This is a genomic window from Variovorax sp. 10N420 (assembly GCF_056394705.1).
The window spans coordinates 462,531-485,429 of the sequence record NZ_JBFTIJ010000001.1; the positions used below are offsets into that span (position 1 = coordinate 462,531).

18 protein-coding genes, 1 tRNA gene and 1 riboswitch are annotated in these 22,899 nt (G+C 63.5%); of the genes, 8 read left to right on the plus strand and 11 right to left on the minus strand.

Annotation, left to right across the window (positions count from 1 at the left end; all coding sequences use genetic code 11):
- Window positions 1-25: 25 nt before the first annotated feature.
- The 9 genes from AC1DEK_RS02140 to cysS all read right to left on the minus strand — a co-directional run bounded on the left by AC1DEK_RS02140 (window position 26) and on the right by cysS (window position 9,189).
- Window positions 26-991: a PDR/VanB family oxidoreductase gene (locus AC1DEK_RS02140; RefSeq protein ID WP_478123538.1), complete on the minus strand. Its 966-nt coding sequence runs from the start codon at window positions 989-991 to the stop codon at window positions 26-28.
- Entirely contained in the window at window positions 988-2,028 is a 1,041-nt protein-coding gene (locus tag AC1DEK_RS02145) for an aromatic ring-hydroxylating dioxygenase subunit alpha (protein WP_478123539.1), read from the minus strand. The genes AC1DEK_RS02140 and AC1DEK_RS02145 overlap by 4 nt, the downstream gene beginning before the upstream one ends.
- 51 nt (window positions 2,029-2,079) lie before the next feature.
- The gene (locus tag AC1DEK_RS02150; RefSeq protein WP_478123540.1) at window positions 2,080-3,417 is read right to left on the minus strand and encodes an MFS transporter; all 1,338 of its coding nucleotides are present in this window, start codon (window positions 3,415-3,417) and stop codon (window positions 2,080-2,082) included.
- 236 nt (window positions 3,418-3,653) lie between these two features.
- Window positions 3,654-3,746: transfer RNA gene (locus AC1DEK_RS02155), tRNA-Ser, on the minus strand.
- A gap of 23 nt (window positions 3,747-3,769) precedes the next feature.
- Window positions 3,770-5,038: an aspartate kinase gene (locus AC1DEK_RS02160; RefSeq protein ID WP_478123541.1), complete on the minus strand. Its 1,269-nt coding sequence runs from the start codon at window positions 5,036-5,038 to the stop codon at window positions 3,770-3,772.
- 114 nt (window positions 5,039-5,152) lie between these two features.
- Window positions 5,153-6,103, minus strand: coding sequence for a tRNA lysidine(34) synthetase TilS (gene tilS / locus AC1DEK_RS02165; RefSeq protein ID WP_478123542.1), 951 nt, complete (start codon window positions 6,101-6,103; stop codon window positions 5,153-5,155).
- A 44-nt stretch (window positions 6,104-6,147) separates the two neighbouring features.
- Entirely contained in the window at window positions 6,148-7,128 is a 981-nt protein-coding gene (locus tag AC1DEK_RS02170; protein WP_478123543.1) for an acetyl-CoA carboxylase carboxyltransferase subunit alpha, read from the minus strand.
- 16 nt (window positions 7,129-7,144) lie between these two features.
- Entirely contained in the window at window positions 7,145-7,795 is a 651-nt protein-coding gene (locus AC1DEK_RS02175) for a DNA-3-methyladenine glycosylase family protein (protein ID WP_478123544.1), read from the minus strand.
- Window positions 7,796-7,809: 14 nt separating this feature from the next.
- Entirely contained in the window at window positions 7,810-9,189 is a 1,380-nt protein-coding gene (gene cysS / locus AC1DEK_RS02180) for a cysteine--tRNA ligase (protein WP_478123545.1), read from the minus strand.
- A 193-nt stretch (window positions 9,190-9,382) separates the two neighbouring features.
- Here cysS and AC1DEK_RS02185 point away from each other — a divergent pair, with 193 nt between their 5' ends.
- Genes AC1DEK_RS02185 through AC1DEK_RS02205 form a run of 5 tightly spaced genes read left to right on the plus strand, consistent with a single transcriptional unit; the run spans window position 9,383 to window position 12,694 of the window.
- Window positions 9,383-9,973: a tetratricopeptide repeat protein gene (locus AC1DEK_RS02185; RefSeq protein ID WP_478123546.1), complete on the plus strand. Its 591-nt coding sequence runs from the start codon at window positions 9,383-9,385 to the stop codon at window positions 9,971-9,973.
- A gap of 49 nt (window positions 9,974-10,022) precedes the next feature.
- Entirely contained in the window at window positions 10,023-10,607 is a 585-nt protein-coding gene (locus AC1DEK_RS02190; RefSeq protein ID WP_478123547.1) for a peptidylprolyl isomerase, read from the plus strand.
- A gap of 14 nt (window positions 10,608-10,621) precedes the next feature.
- Window positions 10,622-11,131, plus strand: a complete 510-nt coding sequence (locus AC1DEK_RS02195) for a peptidylprolyl isomerase (protein ID WP_478123548.1) — start codon at window positions 10,622-10,624, stop codon at window positions 11,129-11,131.
- Window positions 11,132-11,138: 7 nt separating this feature from the next.
- Window positions 11,139-11,900: a UDP-2,3-diacylglucosamine diphosphatase gene (locus AC1DEK_RS02200; protein WP_478123549.1), complete on the plus strand. Its 762-nt coding sequence runs from the start codon at window positions 11,139-11,141 to the stop codon at window positions 11,898-11,900.
- The gene (locus tag AC1DEK_RS02205) at window positions 11,900-12,694 is read left to right on the plus strand and encodes a M90 family metallopeptidase (protein WP_478123550.1); all 795 of its coding nucleotides are present in this window, start codon (window positions 11,900-11,902) and stop codon (window positions 12,692-12,694) included. Before AC1DEK_RS02200 ends, AC1DEK_RS02205 begins: the two co-directional genes overlap by 1 nt.
- 39 nt (window positions 12,695-12,733) lie before the next feature.
- Here AC1DEK_RS02205 and AC1DEK_RS02210 read toward each other — a convergent pair whose 3' ends face one another.
- Together AC1DEK_RS02210 and AC1DEK_RS02215 are read right to left on the minus strand one after the other, a co-directional pair.
- A complete protein-coding gene (locus AC1DEK_RS02210; protein ID WP_478123551.1) occupies window positions 12,734-15,577 on the minus strand; it encodes a DUF349 domain-containing protein in 2,844 nt (947 codons plus the stop codon).
- A 91-nt stretch (window positions 15,578-15,668) separates the two neighbouring features.
- Window positions 15,669-19,475, minus strand: coding sequence for a DUF748 domain-containing protein (locus tag AC1DEK_RS02215; RefSeq protein WP_478123552.1), 3,807 nt, complete (start codon window positions 19,473-19,475; stop codon window positions 15,669-15,671).
- Between the two features lie 605 nt (window positions 19,476-20,080).
- On the opposite strand from AC1DEK_RS02215, the gene AC1DEK_RS02220 reads away from it, so the two are divergent.
- The 3 genes from AC1DEK_RS02220 to nrdR all read left to right on the plus strand — a co-directional run bounded on the left by AC1DEK_RS02220 (window position 20,081) and on the right by nrdR (window position 22,856).
- The gene (locus tag AC1DEK_RS02220; protein WP_478123553.1) at window positions 20,081-20,929 is read left to right on the plus strand and encodes a transglycosylase SLT domain-containing protein; all 849 of its coding nucleotides are present in this window, start codon (window positions 20,081-20,083) and stop codon (window positions 20,927-20,929) included.
- Window positions 20,930-20,966: 37 nt separating this feature from the next.
- A riboswitch (ZMP/ZTP riboswitch) is annotated at window positions 20,967-21,093 on the plus strand.
- Window positions 21,094-21,134: 41 nt separating this feature from the next.
- The gene (gene glyA, locus AC1DEK_RS02225) at window positions 21,135-22,379 is read left to right on the plus strand and encodes a serine hydroxymethyltransferase (protein ID WP_478123554.1); all 1,245 of its coding nucleotides are present in this window, start codon (window positions 21,135-21,137) and stop codon (window positions 22,377-22,379) included.
- A 33-nt stretch (window positions 22,380-22,412) separates the two neighbouring features.
- Window positions 22,413-22,856, plus strand: coding sequence for a transcriptional regulator NrdR (gene nrdR / locus AC1DEK_RS02230; RefSeq protein WP_478123555.1), 444 nt, complete (start codon window positions 22,413-22,415; stop codon window positions 22,854-22,856).
- Window positions 22,857-22,899 lie beyond the last annotated feature (43 nt).

Here is a 22,899-nt window from a genome sequence, read left to right on the forward strand (position 1 = left end):
GCCATTATCGAATGCTGTTTCTGCTCTACAAATCGAGCACCAGCATCGGCGAACGGGACCGAGAGCAACAGGGCGTGAACTGGTCGTTGGCCGCTTGCTCTTCCGGCGTGAGGTACATGTCCTTGTGGTCCGGCTCCCCTTCGAGGACTCGTGTGAGGCAGGTGCCGCACACGCCCTGCTCGCAGGAAGTCGCGACCTCCACGCCGATGGCAGCCAGCGCCTGTACCACCGTCTGGTCCTTGGGCACGGTCACCACGCGACCCGAACTCGCCAGCTTGACTTCGAACGACGCGTCGGCATCCGACTTGGCGATCTCGGCCGAGAAGAATTCATAGTGGAGTTGCTCGGCCGGCCATCCCGCGGTGCGTGCGGCGTCGAGTACCCAATCCATGAATCCCTTTGGGCCGCAGACATACAGGTGTACGCCCGCTTTCGGCGTGCCGACCAAGGGCCCGAGTGCGAGCTTCTGCGAAGCATCGCCATCGTCGAAGTGAAACTGAACCTGCGAGGCGAAACTCGATTGCCCGATCCTGTCGACGAACGCCGTCCGCTCGCGCGACCGGGTGCAATAGTGCATCTCGAAAGAGCCACCCGTCATGGCCAGCCGCTCGGCCATGCACAGAATGGGCGTCACGCCGATCCCGCCTGCAATCAGCACACTGTGCGTGGCACCGTTGGCAAGCGGAAAGTGGTTCTTCGGCGCACTGATACGCAGAGAAGCGCCCTCTTGCATCGCGTCGTGCATGGTCCGCGAGCCGCCCCGCGAAGCGGGATCGCGCAAAACGCCGATCAGGTAGCGATGGCTTTCGCGCGGGTCATTGCACAGCGAATACTGTCGCGTGACGCCGCCGGGCATATTCACGTCAATGTGCGAGCCCGCCGAAAACGCCGGCAGCGGTCGACCATCCGCTTGCACCAGTTCGAAAGTGCAAATGTCGACCGCCTCCGTCTGCTTGCGCGCGATGCGCACCTCCAGTTCAGCGGCATTCATGACGTCACCGCCTGGCGTTCCTCCGCCATCAATCGATCGAGCACGCGACGCGATTGCACTCCCCCGGCGTCGATGTTGAGCTTGAGCAACTGCCGATCCGGGTAGGCGAGATGATTGCGTTGCTGCGATTCGAGCATCTCCAGGTCTTCGCTGAAGATCTTGTGCTGGCCGTCGCGGATGGAGGCGGTCAGCGCCTTGTCGTGCGGCTGGAAGTTGCGCGCCATGCCCCAGAAGTACCAGTGCGAAGTCTCGGTTTCGGGCGTGATGAAGTCCACGACGATGCTGGACACCTTGTGCGCCGGGTCCGCGTTGTAGCCGCCCTTACCCGCATGCGCGACGCCGACTTCGATCATGACATGGCTCGGCGGCGTGAAGCGGCAGATTTGCCAGCGATCGACCGGCACGTCGTCGGCGAGGTGATTGCCGCGCAGGGCCATCCGCCAGAAGGGTGGCGCGGAAATGTTTTCCATGAACCGGCTGGTGACGACCATGTCGCCCTCGACCTTGGTCGTGGTGGGCGTCTCGTCGATTTCCTTTTGGCCGATGCTGGTGGAATGCACGTAAGTCTCGTGCGTCAGATCCATCAGGTTGTCGATCATCAGGCGGTAGTCGCAATTGATGTGGAACAGTCCTCCGCCGTACGCCCAATCGGGGCTCTCGGCCCATTCGAGGTGATGCAGCTTGGCCGCATCGGCGAGTGCCGGATCGCCCGGCCACACCCAGACGAAGCCATAGCGCTCGATCACCGGAAAAGTCCGGATCGCGGGAAATCCGCGAACGCGCTGCCCGGGCATGGCAATGGTCTTGCCGTCGCAGCCCATTTCGAGGCCGTGATAGCCGCAGACGAGCTTTCCTTCGACCACCTGACCCAGCGACAGCGGAGCGCCGCGGTGGGGGCAGAAATCTTCCAGCGCCGTGGCCTTGCCCTCGATAGCGCGGTAGAGAACCAGGTTTTCGCCGCAGATCTTGCGACCCAGAGGCTTGTCATCGATTTCGCTGCCCGAGCAGGCAACGTACCAGTTGTTCTTGGGGAACATGTGGGAACTCCTTGTGCTGTGGGGTACGGGAAAAGCGTTCGGAGCGCGGCTTCAGTGCGCGGGGATCACGTCGCCCGGCTGGCGCGGCGCGGCACCGCGCCGAAGTGCAAGCACCGAGACCGTCGCGGCCAGCAATGGCAGTGCGAACGCGTAATAGAGCTGAGGCGGCTGCCATCCGTCGTCGAGGAGCGCGCCCGCCGTGAGCGGCGCGACGATCGCGCCGATGCGGCCGACGCCGATCGCCCAGCCCATGCCGGTGGTACGAACTGCTGCCGGATAGATCGCTGGCGCAAATGCATAGAGCCCGGCCATCGAGGCAAAGATGAACATCCCGATCAAGAATGCAACGCTGAACGACGCGCTCAGATGACCTGTGACGGCGCCGAAAAGCGCCATCACCAGCGCCGTGATCGCCAGGTTCGCGCCGGTGAGGCGACCCAGATCGAGCTTCGACGCCAGCAGGCCGAAGACGCTGCCTCCGATGATGCCGCCGATATTCAGCAGCACGCCACCGGTGATGCCCTGGCGGGCAGAAAGGCCAGCGGAAACGAGCAGCTTGGGCGTCCAGCTGAGCGCAAAGTAGAAGCTGAACATCAACAGGAAGAACGCGAGCCAGAGCAACAAGGTCGACCGGCCAAGGCCGCCGGCGAAGAGCCCCGAAATCGAATTGGACGAGCGCAGCGCTTCGGCATCTCGCGGCGGCAACTCGGCCAGTTGCGGGCGTTGCATCCGTTGCATCAAGACGTTGAGCTTGCGCAGCGCACCGCGGGGACGCTTGGAAGCGAGGAAATCCACGGACTCGGGCAACCGCCAGATCACGAGCGGAATCATGGACGCGGTGGCCAAGGCACCAAAGACGAACACCGAGCGCCAACCGTAAAGCTCGAGCAGCACAGCCGCGATGCTTCCGCCGATGGTCGCGCCGATGGGATAGCCCGTCGCCTGCAGCGCAACCGCTGTGCTGCGCCATTTGTTCGACGCGTATTCCGACGTGATGACGCCGACGCTGGCGAGCATTCCGCCAATGCCGACGCCCGTGAACGCGCGAGTGGCCGCCATCTGGATGCTGTCTTGCGCAAGCGCGGAGGCTCCCATTCCGAGGGCAACCACCGTCAGACACAGAAGGATGATCGATTGGCGGCCGAAGCGGTCGGCCAATGGCGCCAGAAACAGCGAACCGGCAGCCATGCCCAGCAGGCCAGCGCTGAACAGCACTCCCAACTGCGCGCCGGTGAGCTTCCATTCAGCTGAAATGCTGGCAGCCGTAAACGCCATCACGAGCACGTCGAAGCCGTCGAGCATGACCAACGTCACGCAAATGGCGATTGCACTCCACTGAAAACGGCTCATGAGTCCTTGGTCGAAGGTGCGGCGCAAATTGGTGGTCATCAAGTTCTCCGGATTGATGTCTGCCGCGTCTTCGGTGCGCTTTTGAAGCAGTTGTGGGGCTCGAATCGATTCAGTGCGCTGAATCAATGTCGATAAGTGTACTGAATGTCCTTGACATTCCGATACCTAGTGTTAACCCGTAGATGGTTGTGGCGCGAGACTTGACGGTTCCAGATGCGAAAAAGCCCCCGAGCTAAATCAGCGCGGGGGCTCTTGGGATCGTCAAAGACGATGTCTGGCGGAACCGGAGGGATTCGAACCCTCGATGAGGCTCTACACCCCATACTCCCTTAGCAGGGGAGCACCTTCGGCCACTCGGTCACAGTTCCTGAGCCAACGATTATGCCAGCGTTCAGGACGCCGGTTGGTCCAAATCGAAGGCTTTATGCAGCGCGCGTACAGCGAGCTCCATATATTTTTCGTCGATCACAACTGAAGTCTTAATTTCGCTGGTCGAGATCATCTGGATGTTGATCCCCTCCTCGCTCAACACGCGGAACATCTTGCTTGCAACGCCAACGTGGCTGCGCATGCCGATGCCGACGATGCTGACCTTGCAGATCTTGGTGTCGCCCACGATATCGGCCGCACCCAGGGTCGGCAGGACCTTGGCCTTGAGCAGGTCGATCGCCTTGGCGTAGTCGTTGCGATGAACCGTGAAGCTGAAGTCGGTACGCCCGTCCTTGCTCAGGTTCTGGATGATCACGTCGACCTCGATGTTCGCGTCGGCAATGGCGCCGAGGATGTGATACGCGATGCCCGGCTTGTCAGGCACGCCGAGCACGGAAATTTTGGCTTCGTCGCGATTGAACGCAATGCCGGATACGACGGCTTGTTCCATGTTTTCGTCTTCCTCGAAAGTGATCAGCGTGCCGGATTTGGCCTCTTCGTCGATATCGATGTCCCACGACGTGAAGCTCGAAAGCACACGCAGCGGGACCTTGTACTTGCCGGCAAATTCGACCGAGCGGATTTGCAGGACCTTGGAGCCCAGGCTCGCCATTTCGAGCATTTCCTCGAAGCTGACCGTCGCCAGGCGACGTGCATCAGGCTCGACGCGCGGGTCGGTGGTGTAGACGCCGTCCACGTCGGTATAGATAAGGCACTCGCTGGCCTTCAGCGCCGCCGCAATGGCGACTGCCGAAGTGTCGCTGCCGCCGCGGCCAAGCGTCGTGATGTTGCCGGCATCGTCCACGCCCTGGAATCCGGTGATGACCACCACCTTGCCGGAATCGAGATCCGCACGCACGCGTTCGTCGTCGATGCTCTCGATGCGGGCTTTGGTGAAGGCGCTGTCGGTCTTGACCTGAACCTGCCAGCCGGCGTAGCTCACTGCTTGGAGACCTTCGGCTTGCAGCGCGATGGCCAGCAGCGCCGACGATGCCTGCTCGCCTGTCGAGGCGAGCATGTCGAGTTCGCGGTTGTAGTCGTCTCCGGGCTTGCCGGTGGCGAGTTCTTTTGCCAAGCCGAGCAGGCGATTGGTTTCGCCGCTCATCGCGCTGGGGACCACGACCATCTGATGGCCGGCGCGCGCCCATTTGGCGACCCGCTTGGCCACATTCCTGATGCGCTCGGTGGAGCCCATCGACGTGCCGCCGTATTTGTGAACGATCAATGCCATGGGTAAAGTCAAAGAGAAGAGTTCGGATGCCGCAACGGCGGCCACACCGGCAAAACGGCCCACACCGGCATTCATGCACCCGCCTGCAGCCTGATTCAGCGCAAAGTCTGTGAGCTACGGCAAGGGCGAAGAATTGTACCAACGCAGCGTGTCGCCCTCCCGCTCGACGCGGCCGGATGCGATCTTCAGTTGGATCCGATGGCCACGCGTGCTGCATGCGGCAATCTGGTCGAGCAGTTGCTCCAGTTGCGCCTCGCTGGGGACGGCGGCATGGTCGCGCTTCAACCAGTGGCGCAAGACGTTGGCAAGCCTCTCGCGCGGCAACGCGCGCAATGCCGCCAATGACGGCGGGGTGCCCGCGTCAAGAAGCTCGCGTGCCGCAGCATCCGAGAGCAGCGCAGAAGCCCGTGCCGCGTTGCGCGCCGAGCGTGCAAAGGTTTCGCGGTACTGCGGCAGCGCAGCTGCGAGCGCCGGCAGCACTTGTCGGCGGATGCGGTTGCGTGTGTATCGAAGGTCGGCATTGCTCGGGTCCTCGATATGCGGAACCCGTTCGGCGACGACCCATTCGCGCAGCGCATCGGCGTGCACCGCGAGCAACGGCCTATGGAACTCGACACCGTGCCGGCGCATACGCATCGGCATTCCAGCCAAGCCATCGACCCCAGCACCACGGCTGAGCGCGATGAGCATCGTCTCGACCTGATCGTCCGCATGCTGTGCAAGCACGACATGCGCGAGATCATGGGCCAGCGCCAATGAGGCCAGAGTGACGTAGCGCGCCCGGCGGGCCGCATCCTCGGGACTCTCGCCCGGCGCGTGCCGAGCATCGATGCGGCCTACGTGCAAAGGAACGCCAAGCGCCAGGCAAGTCGCGGTGCAATGTGCCTCGAATTCGTCTGCGGCGCCTTGCAAACCGTGGTGCACGTGGAGCGCATGCACTTGGCCAGGCCAGCGGCTGGCGGCAGCATGAAGCAGTGCGGTCGAGTCCGCGCCGCCGCTGTAGGCCACGGCAAACGGCAACGGCGCCGCCCATGAAGCCAGTGCATGGTCGGCGGGATTTTCCATCTTGGATTGCGCAACAGGCTCCGGCCTGCGCCGCGCCTCCGCGCCTACTTGCCGTTGTCGGCCTTGGTGTCGGCGAAGCGACCGTAGCTTTGCAGACGCTCATAGCGGCGATGCAGCAATTCCTTGACGTTCAGGTCGCTGACCTGGCGGAAGGCGTCGTTCAACGCGCGCTTGAGGAACGCCGCCATTTGCCGATGATCGCGGTGCGAACCGCCGACCGGCTCGTTGACGATCTTGTCGACCAGCCCCAGCGCCTTGAGTCGATGCGCCGTTATGCCAAGTGCATCGGCAGCTTCCTGCGCCCTGTCGCTGGTCTTCCAGAGGATCGATGCGCAGCCTTCGGGGCTGATCACTGAATAGACGGAATATTGCAGCATCAGCACCTGGTCACCGACCGAGATCGCCAGCGCGCCGCCGGAGCCGCCCTCTCCGATGATCGTCACGATGATCGGCACTTCGAGCTGAGCCATCTCGAAGATGTTGCGGCCGATGGCTTCGGACTGGCCGCGCTCTTCGGCGTCGATGCCTGGGTATGCGCCAGGCGTGTCGACGAAGGTGAAGACCGGCAGCTTGAACTTCTCGGCCGTCTTCATGAGCCGAAGCGCCTTGCGATAGCCTTCCGGCTTGCTCATGCCGAAATTGCGTGCGGTGCGTTCCTTGGTGTCGCGACCCTTCTGGTGGCCGAGCACCATGCAGGGCGTGCCATTGAATCGCGCCAGACCGCCGACGATCGACAGGTCGTCGGCAAAGTGACGGTCGCCGTGCAGTTCGACGAAATCGGTGAAGATTTCGTTGATGTAATCCAGCGTGTAGGGACGCTCCGGATGCCGGGCGATCTTCGTGATCTGCCAAGGCGTCAGGTCGCTGTAGATATCCTTGGTGAGCTGAAGGCTCTTCTTGCCAAGCTGATCGATTTCTTCCGAGATGTCGACTGCCGACTCTGTTTGCACATAGCGCAGTTCTTCGATCTTGCTTTCGAGTTCAGCGACGGGCTGCTCGAAGTCGAGAAAGGTTCGTTTCGCCAACGTCTTCTCCTGTTATTCAGTATGCGACCGGTAGCGGGTCGAGCGATCGCCAAATATACCAAGTCGCCACGCTGCAATAAGGGGCCCAGGCAACAGCCACCTCGCGCGCATCGCTGCGGCTGACGGGGTCGCCCGAGAAGTAGTTCTGGCTGATCCCGTTGATCAGGCCGAGGTCGTCCAGTGGCAGCACGTTGGGTCGCATCAAATGGAAGATCAGGAACATTTCGGCGGTCCAGCGGCCGATGCCACGGATTGCGACCAGTTCCGCGATGATCATCTCATCGGACATGTCCTTCCACGAGTCGACGTGCACGGCGCCCGAATCGAAATGCAGCGCGAGGTCGACCAAATACTCCACCTTGCGCGCCGAAAGCCCGGCCGCGCGCATGTCGTCGACCTTGAGCTTGAGCACGCTGGCCGGCGCCATCTTGCGAGGCAGTTCCGCGAAACGGTCCCAGACCGATTGCGCCGCCTTCACCGAGATCTGCTGCCCGACGATGCTTCGCGCCAGGGTCGTGAATGCGTCACCGCGCGACTCCAGGCAAGCGTCGCCGAAGCGCGGAATCAGCCGCTTCATCACGCGGTCTTTCCTGGCGAGGTGCTTGCAGGCCTCTTCCCAGTAGTCGGGGGTGAAAACCTGGATTTCTGGCTGCTTCGCAGACGGCATCGTTCTTGTCGCGTTCACTGAGCCGACGTCCATGTCGTGCCGGTCAGGGAGTCTTTCAGGACGATGCCTTGCGCCAGCAAATCGCTACGAATTCGGTCGGCTTCAGCAAAATTCTTCGCTGCCTTGGCTTCGGCACGCTGCTGAATCAGCGCCTGGATCGAGGCATCGTCAAGCACCGTACCAGCTTGCAGGAATGTTTGCGGATCTGAATGAAGAATACCGAGGCAACCGCCCAGCGCCTTCAAGAGCCCTGCCGATTCCGCCGATCGCGTGCGGTTGACTTCGCCGGCAAGGTCGAAAAGGACCGCCACCGCCTCGGGCGTACCGAAGTCTTCATCCATCGCCGCCTTGAAGCGCGCGGCATACGTATTGCTCCAATCGATGCTTGCCAGCGGCGCAGGCGCCACCGCAAGCAACGCGTTGTACAGCCGCTTGAGCGAGGCACGCGCATCGCTCAGGTGGGCATCGCTGTAGTTGAGCGGGCTGCGATAGTGCGCTCGCAGCACAAAGAATCGGATCGTCTCGGCGTCGAATTCCTTCAGCACATCGCGAATGAGAAAGAAGTTGCCCAAACTCTTGGACATCTTTTCATCGTCGATGTTGATGAAGCCGTTGTGCATCCAAATGCGAGACAAGGGCTTGCCGTTGGCGCCTTCGCTTTGAGCGATCTCGTTCTCATGGTGGGGAAACTGCAGATCCGCGCCACCGCCGTGAATGTCGAGGGTTTCGCCGAGCAGTTCGCACGCCATCGCCGAGCACTCGATATGCCAGCCCGGCCGACCAGGACCGAACGCGCTCGGCCACTTCACTTCGTCGGGTTCGGCCGGCTTGGCGCTCTTCCACAAGACCGGATCGAGCGGATCATCCTTGCCGTCAAGCACCGCAACGCGTTCACCGGCGTGCAGTTCATCCAGCGACTTGCCGCTCAACTTGCCGTAGCCCGGGAACTTGCGCACGGCATAGTTCACGTCGCCATTGGGCGCGCGGTAGGCCAGCCCCTTTTGTTCGAGCGTGGTGATCATCGACAGCATTTGCGGGATGTAGTCCGTCGCACGGGGTTCGTGCGTCGGCCGTTCGATTCCGAGCGCGTCGGCGTCCTCATGCAGCGCGTTGATCATCCGATCCGTGAGCGCGCGAATGCTCTCGCCGTTCTCGACGGCGCGTCGGATGATCTTGTCGTCGATGTCGGTGATGTTGCGAACGTAGTCCACCATGAGACCCGACACCTTGAGCCATCGCTGCACGACATCGAACGCGATCATCGAACGCGCATGGCCCAGGTGGCAGTAGTCGTAGACAGTCATCCCGCACACGTACATGCGCACCCTGCCTGGTTGCAGAGGAGAAAATTCCTCCAGTTCACGCGAAAGCGTGTTGTAGATGCGAAGACTCATGAAGCTCGAAAAGCGTCGGTTCGCGCGCGCCAAAACGGGCGAAAGACAGCGGGTTTTTCAGGGGTGAATGTACTGTTGGGACGAGGGGTTGGAGGTGGCCCCTCGGCTACAATTCCTCGCAGTATAAACGGCCACCGACGGATATTTTCCGCGTGTTTACGAGGCCCGTGTCCTCCCCAATACTCGAGGCTTCATGCAGAGCGCCGCTACCTTCACCTCATCGCTTTTTCGCCTTTTCCCTGCCCTTCTGGCGCTGACCCTGGCGCTGACCTTGAGCGTGGCACATGCCGACGACTATGGCGATGTCAACGCGCTTCTCCGCCAAGGCAAGCCTGACGAAGCACTTGCCAAGGCCGATGCCTACATCGCCGGCAAGCCTCGCGATCCGCAAATGCGCTTCCTGCGCGGCGTGATCCTCACCGAGCAAGGCAAGCAGACGGAGGCGATCGCCGCCTTCACGCAGCTCACGCAAGACTTCCCGGAGCTGCCTGAGCCGTACAACAACCTCGCCGCGCTGTATGCGGCGCAAAGCCAGTTCGACAAGGCGCGCGCGGCGCTCGAAATGGCGACCAAGCTCAACCCCGACTACGCGACCGCGCATGAGAACCTCGGCGACGTGTATGTCCGACTCGCGGCGCAGTCCTATAGCCGCGCAAAGCAACTCGAACCCGCCAACACCACGGTGCCGCCAAAGCTCGCACTGATCCGCCAGATGTTCAGCGCGCCAAACGCCGGTGACCTCCCGCCGGCACCCGCCGACGGCCGCAAGCCCGTGCGCCGGTAGGCCACTTCTCCAACGCGCTTCGGCGCAACTTTCGGAAAGCGACTCTCCCGTGACTCTTCAAGCCATCTCGCGCCGTGCGGCGCTGATTGCGGCCGCCACGCTGGCCATCACCGGATCTGCTTGGGCGCAGGCGCAGAACGCGCCGCGAGTCAAGCTGAGCACGTCGGCCGGCGACATCGTCGTCGAGCTCTACCCCGACAAGGCGCCGAAGACCGTCGAGAACTTCCTTCAGTACGTCAAGGACAAGCAATATGACGGCACGGTGTTTCACCGCGTCATCGACGGATTCATGATCCAGGGCGGCGGCTTCACGCCTGACATGAAGCAGAAGCCGACGCGGGCTCCAATTCCGCTCGAAGCCAAGAACGGCCTCAAGAACGACAAGTACACGATCGCGATGGCCCGCACGTCCGACCCGAATTCGGCGACCGCGCAGTTCTTCATCAACGTGAAGGACAACGCCAACCTCAATGCGCCAAACCCCGATGGCTATGGCTATGCGGTGTTCGGCAAGGTCGTCTCCGGCACCGAGGTCGTCGACAAAATCCGCACCGCCCGCACGGGCAACAAGGGCGGCATGCCTGACGTCCCCGTCGAAACCATCACCATCCAGTCCGCCACCGTGGCGAAGTAATCAAAGGAGCCCTCATGAGCAATCCCCAAGTCGAACTGCACATCAAGGACCAGGGCGTCATCACGCTCGAACTCGACCAGGACAAGGCGCCAAAGACGGTCGAGAATTTTCTCGACTACGTCAACAAGGGCCACTACGACAACACGGTGTTCCACCGCGTCATCCCTGGCTTCATGGTTCAGGGCGGCGGATTCGAACCCGGCATGTCGCAAAAGCCGACAGGCGCCGAAATCCAGAACGAGGCCAACAATGGCCTCAAGAATGACAACTACACCGTGGCAATGGCACGCACCAGCGCGCCGCACTCGGCCACGGCGCAGTTCTTCATCAACGTGGCCGACAACGGCTTCCTGAATCACACCGCACCGTCGGCCCAGGGCTGGGGCTATGCGGTCTTCGGCAAGGTCGTTGCAGGCAAGGAAGTCGTGGACAAGATCAAGGCCGTGAAAACGGGCCGCAAAGGCTTCCATGACGACGTGCCGCTCGACGACGTCGTGATCGAAAAGGCCGTCGTCAAGGCCTGACGTTCCCATGGAGGCGTTTGCAGAGATCGTGGCGCCGGTGACCTGGCGCACGGTCGATCTCATCTCCGACCTCCACCTGCAGGCCGCGGAACAGGCCACTTTCGACGTCTGGCGCGGCTACCTCGAAACCTCGCCGGCCGATGCGATCTTCATCCTCGGCGATCTTTTCGAGGTGTGGGTCGGCGACGACGCGGCCACCCTCCCCGGCTTCGAAGCTCAGTGCGCCGACGTGCTCCGCGTCGCAACGGCACGTCGGCCCGTCTACTTCATGCATGGCAATCGGGACTTCCTGCTCGGCCCCGCCTTCGCGGCGCAAAGCGGCATGACGCTCATCGACGATCCGACGGTGCTGGTCCTCCACGGCAAGCGTTGGCTCCTGAGCCACGGCGATCTTCTGTGCCTTGAAGACACCGAGTACCTGCGGTTCAGGGCACAGGTGCGGACGCCCGCCTGGAAAGACGCCGTGCTTGCGCGGCCCATCGAGGAACGCCGCACGCTCGCCCGATCGGTTCGCGCGCAGAGTGAAGACCGCAAGCACAGTCCCGACATGGTCTGGGCTGATGTTGATGCCGATGCAGCGCGCGACTGGTTGCACAAGGCGGGCGCCGCAACGCTGGTGCATGGCCACACTCACAAACCCGCAGTCCACCCGCTGGGCGAAGGGCTCCAACGCATCGTCCTGAGCGACTGGGACGTCGCCGCCCATCCTCCGCGCGCTCAGTTGCTGTGCATCTCCAGCGCCGGCGCCCAACGCGTCGATCTCCGCTGATGCTTGCATGGCTGCGCAAGCTGCGCGCGCCGCTCCGCATACCCGATCCGGCTTGGCGGGCAACGCTCGCGCGCTATCGCTTCCTTGCAGAACGTCCCGCAGCCGACATGGAACGCCTTCGCGAATTGGCGGCCGAATTTCTCCGCGACAAGCGCTTCCATGGCGCGCACGGTTTCGTCATCTCCGATGAAGTCGCCCTGGCGATCGCCGCTCAGGCTGTTCTCCCGGTGCTGCACCTGAAGGGCGGCCTCAACTGGTATGACGATTTTGTCGGCGTCGTCGTGCATCCGTCCGAAGTCGTGGCCCAACGAACGACCATTGATGCGGCCGGCGTAGTCCATCAATATGAAGAGATCGTCGCCGGCGAGGCCATGGACCGAGGGCCCGTGATGTTGAGCTGGCAAGACGTGCTCGCCAGCGGCGCAACTCAAGCCGAGGGCTACAACGTCGTGATCCACGAATTCGCCCACAAGATCGACATGCGAGGCGGTTCGGTCGACGGGTGCCCGCCCTTGCCGCCCAACTTCCGAGGGACCTCGAATGCGCGCGAAGCGCGTGCCGCGTGGATGGCAGTACTGCAACCCGCCTTCGATGCCTTCAGGGAGAAAACCATCGTGGCGGAGCGCTTTGGCGGGGAGCCCCCTTGGCTCGACGGGTACGGCGCCCAGTCACCGGGCGAATTTTTCGCGGTCGCTTGCGAGGCCTATTTCGTGAATCGCATCCAGCTTGCGGGTGACTTCCCCGCGCTGGCCGCCTTGTTCGACGATTTCTTCCTGCCGCCAACCGGGGCTTGATCCTCAGGAATCGGCCGGCGCAAAACCGGCCGATCTCCCTTACTTGCGAAGCAGCGCCTTGAGCGCGTTCTGCAGTCGGCGCGCGGTGGCCGCATCGTGCGGTGCCGCCAGCACTTTGCCGGCATCCTGGCCCCAGGTTTGCGCAGGCGTGGGGTCGCCGCGTCGCGTCAGGAGCTTGAGTTGCAATGCGCGGCGAGCGTCGAGTTGCTCCGCCGGCGTCGGTACCTCGGCGGCCATCTCAAGGCGCAGCAGCGCTTCGGCGGCCTCGACAGCTTGCACTGAAGGTGCCGATCCCACTGCCTGCGACCAACTGGTTCGCACCGCAGGCGTTACGGCACGACCCAACTCCTGCGCGCTCGGCAACTGCGCCGGATCGCGCTTTTCCCAGGCGCCAAGAACCTGCGTGAGTGCCTCACCATGTGCTTGCGCCGCAAGCTTGCGCAACGCGAGTTCTGCACGTTCGAGCGCATCGCGTTGCGCGCGGAAGGCGGCGTCGCCCAAGCGGGGGCCGCGGTCTTCGAACCGCGGCGGGCGGTCGCCGAAGCGACCAGCGCCCGCGGGGGCACCGCGCTCGGCGCCACGCTGCGGTCGGTCGCTGCCGGGGCCGGAACGACCGCCCGGGCCGCCAGGAGCCCCACGGCTGTCGCGGCGATCGCCGAACCTTCCGCCGCGCGCGGCCGGAACGCCTTCACCCTTCTTGTTGCCGGGTCGGTCATCGCCTCGCACGGCGATCACCGGCTTGGGTGCCGGCTTCGGCGGTGCCGCCGGAGGGGTGGCTTGGGCGTCCGCGCGCGCGGATGCATCGGCGCCATCGGCAGGCGCGACCAGATCTGGCGTGCCCGGCTCGGCGGCTGCCGGCTCCGCGGACACGGCGTCAGCATCTTCCGGGGAAGGCGCCTGTTCGGCGCTTTCGCTGAACTCGGCAGCAGCTTGACCGGGTGCGACCACTTCCGTCGCCCCCACCGAAGGGCCATCCGCTGCGGCGGAGTCTGCGGGCGCAGTCTTGGGCGCGGGCGCCGGCGTGGGTGCAGGGGCCTCGCCGCGGATGGCGGCTTCGAGCTGGGCGACTGCGAGGCGGATCTTCTGCGCGTCGCCGGTCGCGTTCGCGGCCTCGAGCGCCTTCGACGCATTCAGCACGTTGCGGTCGTGCTCGCTCATCGCTGCGGATGCCTTTTCGCGCTCGGCAGTCTTTCGGTTGAAGGCTTCGTCGATCGGCGCGCGGAATGCGTCCCAGAGCTTCTGCTCTTGACGGCGGTCCAATGGCACGGCTTGAGCTTCGGCTTGCCAACGCTGCTGGAGCGCCTTGACCGCATCGATGCGCAGCACCGGCGTGGCGCCGAGTTCGGCGGCTTCCGCAATCATGGCCTGGCGACGCTCGACGCTCGCCTTCTGCTGGGCCTCGAACGGCGCACGCGCGGCGCCGAAAGCCTCGCTCCACTGCGCTTGCAGATCGGCGAACACCTTTTCGCCAACGTGTCCCGCATCGCGCCAGCGATCGGCGAACTGATGCAGCGCACGATTGACCGCCTTGAGATCGGAAGTCTGGGCGTGTTCCGCGGTCCAGGCCTTGAGCTCTTCGATCAGGGCGAGGCGCTGGGCACGATGCTCGGCGGCGTCGGCGCGGACTTTTTCGAGCCAGGCCTCGACCACCTTGTGGGCTTCGTTGCATGCCTCATCGAATCGCTTCCAGAGCGCGTGATTGGGGACGCCGCCCTGGTCGGACTGCTTCCACTGCTCGCGCAGCGCGCGGAGCGTCTCCTGCATCTTGCGGCCGCCCAGGGCCTGGCCTTCGGGGCGCTTCAACAAGCCTTCGGCCTTGGCAACGAGTTCTTCCCGGACCTTGTCGGCGCTCCAGCGCTGCCAGCCTTCGAGTTCGCCAGCGGCCACCAGCGCAGCATGAACACGGGCCTCCAGGGGTGCGTCGACCAACCGGCCGTGCTCCTTGAGCACCGCGCGAAGGGCCGCCGCCGCGCCGGCACTCCCCTTGCCATGACCTTCAGCCGTTTCCTGCTCGAGCTTCGCGAGCGCGGCTTGAACCGCCTCTTGAGCGATAGCCCGTTTTTCAGGGTCGACCCTCGGGCCGGCTGGCTTCTGCGGAGCGGGAGCCGCTGCCTCCGGAGCACCGCCGCGCGCGATGCGCAGCTCGTCGGCCCAAACCGGCACCGGCGGGAGCGGCGCGGCAGGATCCGCCGCAGCGGCGAGCGCCTGCGCCAGCGCCGCATGGAATGCATCCGAGACCACCAGGAGTTGTGCCTTGGAGGACTCGAGTTGCGGCGCAAACTTGGCATCAAGGCTGCTCCAGTTGCTGTCGGCTGCAATCTCGGCGGCCTGTTGCTGCCAGTGCGCGACATCCGCGCGCAAGGCTTCTTCGGCGGCCTGCGCGTCGCGCCAGCTCTTTGTCGACAGCACTTCGAAGCGCTGCGCCAGAAGCACCGCCGCCTCACGATGCACTTGTGCGCGATGCTGAAGGTCTTCGATGCCCTTCACGCGCTCGGACAGGCGCGCCTTGAAGCCCGCGAGCGGTTCACGCGACAGCGGAGCACCGGCCTTGGCGGCGTCGCGCTGCCACGCCAGGGCATCGGCGATGTTCAGCTTGGGCTGGGCGAGCAGCGCTTCGGCCTTGTGCGTCCATTCGACGGCGATCGCCTCCTGGCCTTTGGCGCGCTTGAGTTCGTCGAGCTTTTCTCGCAGCAACCGCGCAGCACCCTTGTCGCGTCCGCTGAGTTCCTTGAACACGTCCTGCATTTGCTCGGGCGACGGATTGCCGGCGATCCACTCGCGAATGCGCTGCGCACGCTCGCCGGAGGTGGACGCCGTGAATGCGCCGCCGGTCAGGGTGTCGAGGGACTGGAGGTCGTGAGGCTTGGAAGAAGTTGATGTCACTGCGCGAATATCGTTATCTGTAGAAGAAAAGCGAAGGCGCCGGCAATTGCCGGCGCACCGCTCCATTTTCACCGACTTGCTGCCGCCCGGCTCAGCGGGTTGCGAGTTTCAGCTCGGCGACCGGTTTCCAATTGTCGCCCTCGGCCTTGGTCCGCACCGCGCCGAGGAAAAGACGCTCACTCGGCACCTTTTGGGCCAGCAGGTAATCGCGCACGGCCGCGCCGCGATCCACGGCCAGTTGCCGCATCGACTCTTCATCGACGGCGACGTTGGCGGCAAGCAGCTTCTCCATTTCCTCGGTTGGCAGATCCTTGGCCAATCCCACCATGTTCCGGGGCTTGGTGATCTCCGAACGTTTGTAGGCAGCGGCCAGCAGCGCCGGGTACTCGGCCTCCGTGAGCGGCTCGACGTCGGCCGCATTCTTGCCCGCCCGGACGGCGGCTCTCCGCTTCTCAGTCTGCGCAAGAGCGCGAACTCGCTGGCGCTGGTAGGCCTCGCGCTCGCGCTCCAGGCTGGCCGTGCCCACGACCGTCATCTGCAGGGCCGGCCGGTCGACGATGGCTTTTGCGACCTTGTCCAGGCTTTCCTTGGCTTCGGCAGACAGGTCGGAATTGCCCAATGCAAATACGATGGAGCTCGATTCGCCGCCCCCGCCTCCGCCGGTCAGCAAGGCGAAGGGCGCCGTCGCGGCCTTAGCAATCAGGTTGACGATAGCCTTGAGGATCAGCGGTCCTATGCTGAATTCCGGGTCGTTGATCGATCCCTTCAGCGGCAGATCGACGTCGATCACGCCGTTGCGATCGGCCAGAAGCGCCACTGCCAGGCGAACCGGCAGGCTGGCCGGGGCGCCCTCCACTTGCTCGCCGAACTGGAGTTGATTGAGGATCAGCCGATTCGACGCCGTCAAGCTGCCGTCCGGAGCGATCTTGTACGTCACGTCCATGCTGAGCTTGCCGCGCTCGATGCCGTGTCCCGCGAACCGGATTGAATACGGCGACAGAGGCGGCAAGTCGAGCTCGCGCATCTTGGCTGTGATGTCGAGTTCGAGCGGCTTGGCGAGCGGATTCAGCTTGCCGTTGATCTCCAGCGATGCCGTCTGCTGGGCTTTTCCTCGAAGCTCGAGGTCCGCCAGTGCGGGCCTGTCGCCCTGGGGCTTGGACGAGAAAGCGCTCAGCTTGCCCGTGAGCTCCGTCAGATCAGCCGAATAGTTGGGCTTGATGAACAGATCGGAGAAGTCGATCTTGCCGTTGACCAGCGCCATCGGCCCGAAATTGATGATCGGGGCCATTGGATCGGCCGGTTCCGCGGGCTGCGCACCCGCCGCGGGTGAAGCCGAAGGGGCCGAAGGCGCGCCGCCGACCACCAGTTCCGCGCCCGAAAGCGGTGCCTTCTCCTTCTTCGCGGCAGTCGTCGTATTCGTCCCCCGCCAACTGCGCTGCGTCTTGATTTCCGTTGACGGAGCGCTCGCGGCTGCAGTCGGCGTCGGCTGCCCCGGCTTCTTGGTCAAGTCCAGCAGATTGAGGCGCCCGGTCGGATCGATGATGACGCGCGCGAAAAAATCGCTCAGCGTGGTCTCTCGCACGTCGAGCGTCAGCGGCGAACCGGGAACCATGTTGACCTGCACGCCGCGCAAACCCAAGGTCTTCCAACTCAGCAGCTGGTTGCTGCTGGACGAGCCTGCGGTTTGCGTGAGGGCGGCGCTGTTGGCGCGGAAATCATCGACAGCGGTGTCCCCGGCCAACCGGACATTCATGCCCTTACCGGTGTCGGAATATTTGACGGTGCCTCGATAGCTCGCGAATGCGCGGCGGATGTCGATGTTCAGCGCGTCGGCGTAGTACGCCTTGAAAGCGTGAGCTGGAAGAGAAGCGACCAGGAGCCGGCCCTCGGCTGCCAACGGCTTCAGCGCCAGATTGCCGTCATATTCGAAGCGCCCCGGCTCTGCTCGGCCCGACCCGATTCGGCCAGACAGCTTGAGCGGCGAGACAGTCGGCGTATTGGGCGCGATCTTTTGCGCGTTCACCTTCAAGGCGCTGATCTCGAAGGCGACGGGCGTCGCGCTCGCGTTGTCCGCATAGGACACTGCGCCATCTTCCACTGCCACCGTGCCAATGGAAAGAGCCCATGGCTTGGTGTTCGCCGCTGGCGTGGATCCCTCGGGGGCCTCGGACGGCTGGGGATTCTTGGGCGCGGCCACCTTCGCGTCCACAGTGCCGCCGCGGCTGCCGCCGGCAGGAGCCTTCAGCCAGCGCTCGAACATCCATCGCTTCTCGTTGTCCCGTTCGACACGAATCTTGGGGCTGCCAGCCGTCAACGAACCGATCGCGAGCGTGTGCGCGGTCATGTCGACTTCGGCATCCTTGATCTCGAAACGTCCCAGGCTCGCCAGCGCGGTCTTTTGTTGCGTGAGCGCCAGCCCTTCGGCAACGACGCTGCTCGCCTTGAGCTTGAGCTCGGGTTGCGTCCACGCAATCTCGACATGCCCGGTCAGCTTTCCGTCCAGCGTCGGTTCAAGGCTTTGCGCCAGATAAGGAGCGGCCAGCGACAACGGGAGCGCGTCGACCTGAGTCTGGACGTGCGCCACCTTGTCGGTCGCTTCACCATTGAATTTGACGGCCGCGCCGCCGACGGAAGTCGAGCCGTTGAACGTCGCGGGTTTTTCCATGGGCCAGGTCACCGCATTGACTTCGACCGCCAGGTCCTTGACGTCGATGGCCGCTGCAGGTTGCGTGGTCTCGTCACGCCAGCCGATAGCGCCCTGTGTCAGTGCGACCTTGTCGACCTGAACGCGCCATTTGGGGGGCTCGGCGGCCTTGGCAGCGCCCTCTCCGTCTTGTGGCGGGGCCGGCACCGCGACGACTTTTTCCTTTGCGCCGGTGCTGGGGTTGATCGCCAGGAGGTTGATCTGGCCGCCCGGGTCTCGCGCCACCGCAAGTTGCGGCCCTGCCAGAGCAACTTCACTGAGGTGAACGACCCGCTCCAGCGGCCTGACGTCAGCCAGGGCGATCTTCAGCGAGTCGAAACCCAGAAGATCCTTGCCTTTGGTGTCCGCGACTTTGATGCCGTTCGCGGCGATGGTGCCTGTGATCTTGAGCCCCGCCGTAGCCGCCTGCTCGAAATCCACCTTCAGGTCGGCATCGAGCTTGCCGGCTTGCACCGACACGGGAAGACCGCCCGGCATGTACGCCAGATAAGGAACGAGGTCGAGCTCCTGGAAGCTCAGTTGCGCATCAGTCTTGTGGCTTTCGGCGAAAGGCGTGGACGATGCGGACGAATCGAACTTGCTGCCGTTGAGCACGAAAGCGAGCTTGGGCTCGGTCTTGACTTCCCGCTGAGAGGCCAGATTGCTCAGGAAGGGCACGTTGAGCACGAAGTCGCGCAGTTCGTGCTTGCGCTTGACCTTCTGGTCGTCAAAATCGAAAGACCCGCCCGAGATTCCGATGTTGTAGATGGCAAAGCGCGGAGGAGCGCCCTTGGGAGCGTCCGGCGCGGGGGCCAGTTTTTGCAGGATGTCGTCGATGTCGTACTTGCCGTCCTCAAGATGAGTCAGGAGGATCGCCGGCGAGTCGATGGTCACTGCATCGATCACCGGTGCAAACCGGAGAATGGACTGCAACTCCCCATCCATATAGATGCGCTTGATGGCCAACTGCGAGCGCGCGCCATCGGCCGTGGCGATCTTCAAGTCGTTGACGGCGAGTTCGAGCGTCCAGGGTTTGAAATCGATCTTGCCGACCGTGACCTGTCGGCCCAATTTCTCGCTCGCGATCTTCTGGATCTGGCTCTTGGCAATCGGCGGAACCGCCAGCCACGCGATAGCCCAGACGCCCAGAAGGACCAGCAAAGCGACGATCCCACGCCGCACCCATTTGTTTTGTTTCAGCCAAGCTGCATTCATCGACCGGGAGTGTGCCCGAAACAATTGAAGGCGAAACGGTGTTGACATTGAGTTGCCAAAGAAGAAAGCCCGGTGTCTCGACGCTGAGCCGAGACACCGGGCTTGATGGCGGGCGTAACGCCCATGCCATCGTTTCGCGCGACCGGAAGTTCAATGTTCCGGCCAGGCTGGCAGCAAGGGATTGCCACCATTTGGCCTCAGTCGCTGAACCGCGGGATTCCTCCTTCGGCTGCTGGACCTTGGTGATACGCCTCAATTCGAGGCCTCTTGAGCGTAGGCGCCTCGCGGAAAATTTTCAAGTGAGGTTTTCAATCGAAAATTGGTGCCCGATGCGTGAACTAACGTTTACATGAACGGCCAAGTTTTAGAATATCGATTGCATTCCTTATTCTTGACCGGGTATTTAGCCGCTCCTAGAATGCCGCAGCCCTGGCGCCGGACGGCCCAGGACTCTCACAACTCCGCTGCCGACTTTCCCCGGCTTTGATCAGGCGACCGCGCTCCTCCGCCATGCGCGGACCTGATTCGTACCAATCCAAGCGCTGCTGCGTTTTGCTTAGCCCAAGGGCATTGCGAACAGGCGCCGCCAGAAAGGAAAAAAAGCGATGAAGCAGGTGCTTGATGCCACCGCCCGAGGGCTACGTACCTTCGCGTCCGACGTTGTCGACGGCTTTTTCGAAATCACCCACAACGGGTTTGCCCTTGTCGGGCTCGCGATCGTCTTTGCCGCCATTGCCATGGTCGCTCGGCCCGATCTTCGCCAATCGGGTGAAGAACAACTCATGGGCTGGCTCCAGTCACGCAAGCCGGCCCCCGAAGTCGCTGCAACGACCGATCTCGAACCCACAGCCATTGAGCGGACCACGGCCGCCAGCCCTCAGGAATTGCCCAAGCAGCAAGCCGCCGTCGCGTACTGGCTGAGCAAGAAATACCGCGTGGCCGTCGAGCCCCTGACCGTCCTGGTCGGCGAAGCTTTCGAGCTCGGCAAACGCACGAAGCTCGATCCGACGCTCATTCTGGCGATCATGGCCGTCGAATCCAGCTTCAATCCTTTCGCCCAGAGCCATGTCGGCGCTCAGGGCCTGATGCAGGTCATGACCCGCGTCCACGGCGAAAAATACGAAAGCGCCGGCGGCACGTTGACTGCTTTCGATCCCGTCACCAACATGCGCGTCGGGGTCAAGGTGCTGCAGGAATGCATCGCCCGCGCCGGCTCTCTCGAGGGCGGCCTGCGCTTCTACGTCGGGGCAGCGAATCTCACCGACGATGGCGGCTACGCCTCCAAGGTCCTGGCCGAGCACGAGCGTCTGCGCCAGGTCGTCGCGGGGCGCGCACCCTCGATCATGGCTCCGTCGCCGGCAGCGCGCCCGAATCCTGTTCCCGTCGTGGGCCCAGCGCCCGCCAAGCAGCCGGCGACTGATCCCGAGCGCGTCGCCTTGCTTGGGGATTCGTAGGCTTTTCGAGACGACGGCGACCGTCGTCAGCTACACTCGGCCAGCACGCGACTGGCGATAGGCGCAACCCTTTTCAGGTGCTTTGCGCTGACGTGGACTACCACTGGGAAGCGTGCCGCCTGCAGTCTCGAGCAGGCGTTCCGCCGTTCGCCTGGGCAGCCCTTGTTTGGTTGAAGAACAAGGACCATCGTCTTGAAGGACTGCCATGTACAACCGCAATCATCTGGTCGAACAGACCGATCCTGAAATCTGGGCTGCCATCCAGGCCGAAAACGCCCGCCAGGAACACCACATCGAGCTCATCGCGAGCGAAAACTACGCGTCGCCGGCTGTCATGGCCGCCCAGGGCTCGCAACTCACCAACAAGTACGCCGAAGGCTATCCGGGCAAGCGCTATTACGGCGGTTGCGAGCACGTGGACGTGGCCGAGCAGTTGGCCATCGATCGCGCGAAGCAACTCTTCGGCGCCGACGCGGCCAACGTCCAGGCGCATTGCGGCGCCTCCGCCAACGAAGCCGTCATGCTGGCCTTCCTGAAGCCCGGCGACACCATCATGGGCATGAGCCTGGCAGAAGGGGGGCACCTGACGCACGGCATGCCGCTCAACATGAGCGGCAAGTGGTTCAACGTCGTGAGCTATGGCCTGAATGACAAGGAAGAAATCGACTACGACGCGATGGAACGCAAGGCGCATGACGCAATGCCCAAGCTCATCATCGCGGGCGCGTCGGCCTATTCGCTGCGCATCGACTTCGAGCGCTTCGCCAAAGTGGCCAAGGATGTCGGCGCGATCTTCATGGTCGACATCGCCCACTACGCCGGACTGGTCGCCGCGGGCGTGTACCCCAACCCCGTGCCTCACGCGGACGTCGTCACTTCCACCACGCACAAGAGCCTGCGCGGCCCGCGCGGCGGCATCATCCTGATGAAGTCGCAGCACGAAAAGGCCATCAACAGCGCGATCTTCCCGGGACTGCAGGGTGGCCCGCTGATGCATGTGATTGCCGCCAAGGCGGTCGCCTTCAAGGAGGCGCTCTCCCCCGAATTCAAGGCGTACCAGCAGCAGGTGGTCAAGAACGCTCAGATCGTCGCCGAGACGCTCACCGGGCGAGGCCTGCGCATCGTGAGCGGCCGCACCGAAAGCCACGTCATGCTCGTCGACTTGCGCGCCAAGGGCATTACGGGCAAGGAAGCCGAAGCCGTGCTGGGTGCCGCCCATATGACGATCAACAAGAACGCCATCCCGCATGACCCGGAAAAGCCGATGGTCACCAGCGGCGTGCGCATCGGCACGCCGGCGATGACGACCCGCGGCTTCAAGGACGAAGAAGCGCGAATGACCGCCAACCTGATCGCCGACGTGCTCGAAAACCCGCGCGATGCGGCCAACATCGAGGCGGTGCGCGCCAAGGTGAACGCGCTGACCAGCCGCTTCCCGGTCTATCGCTGATCCCATGACTGCCGTGCCCGGCGGAGCCGCCGCATGAAATGCCCTTTCTGCGGCCACCTCGAAACGCAGGTCGTCGAGACGCGCGTTTCGGAGGACGGCGACTTCGTCCGCCGCCGCCGGCAGTGCAGCGCTTGCGACAAGCGCTTCACCACCTACGAGCGGCCGGACGTGAACTTTCCGGTCGTGGTCAAGAAGGACGGCAGCCGCGCCGACTTCGTGGCCGCGAAGGTCCGCGCCTCGATGATGCTGGCGTTGCGCAAGCGCCCGGTCAGCATCGAGCAGATCGACACGGCGTTGCTGCGCATCGAGCAGAAGCTGCTTTCCAGCGGCTTGCGCGAGATCGAATCGACGAAAGTGGGCGAGCTCGTGATGCGCGAGCTCAAGCGACTGGACAAGGTCGCCTACGTCCGTTTTGCTTCGGTCTACCGCAGCTTCGAGGATGTGGACGAGTTCAGGCAGTTGCTGAGAGACATCTAGCGAGAATCAACCTCAACCCTGCAGTCCCAAGGGGGCGCAGGGC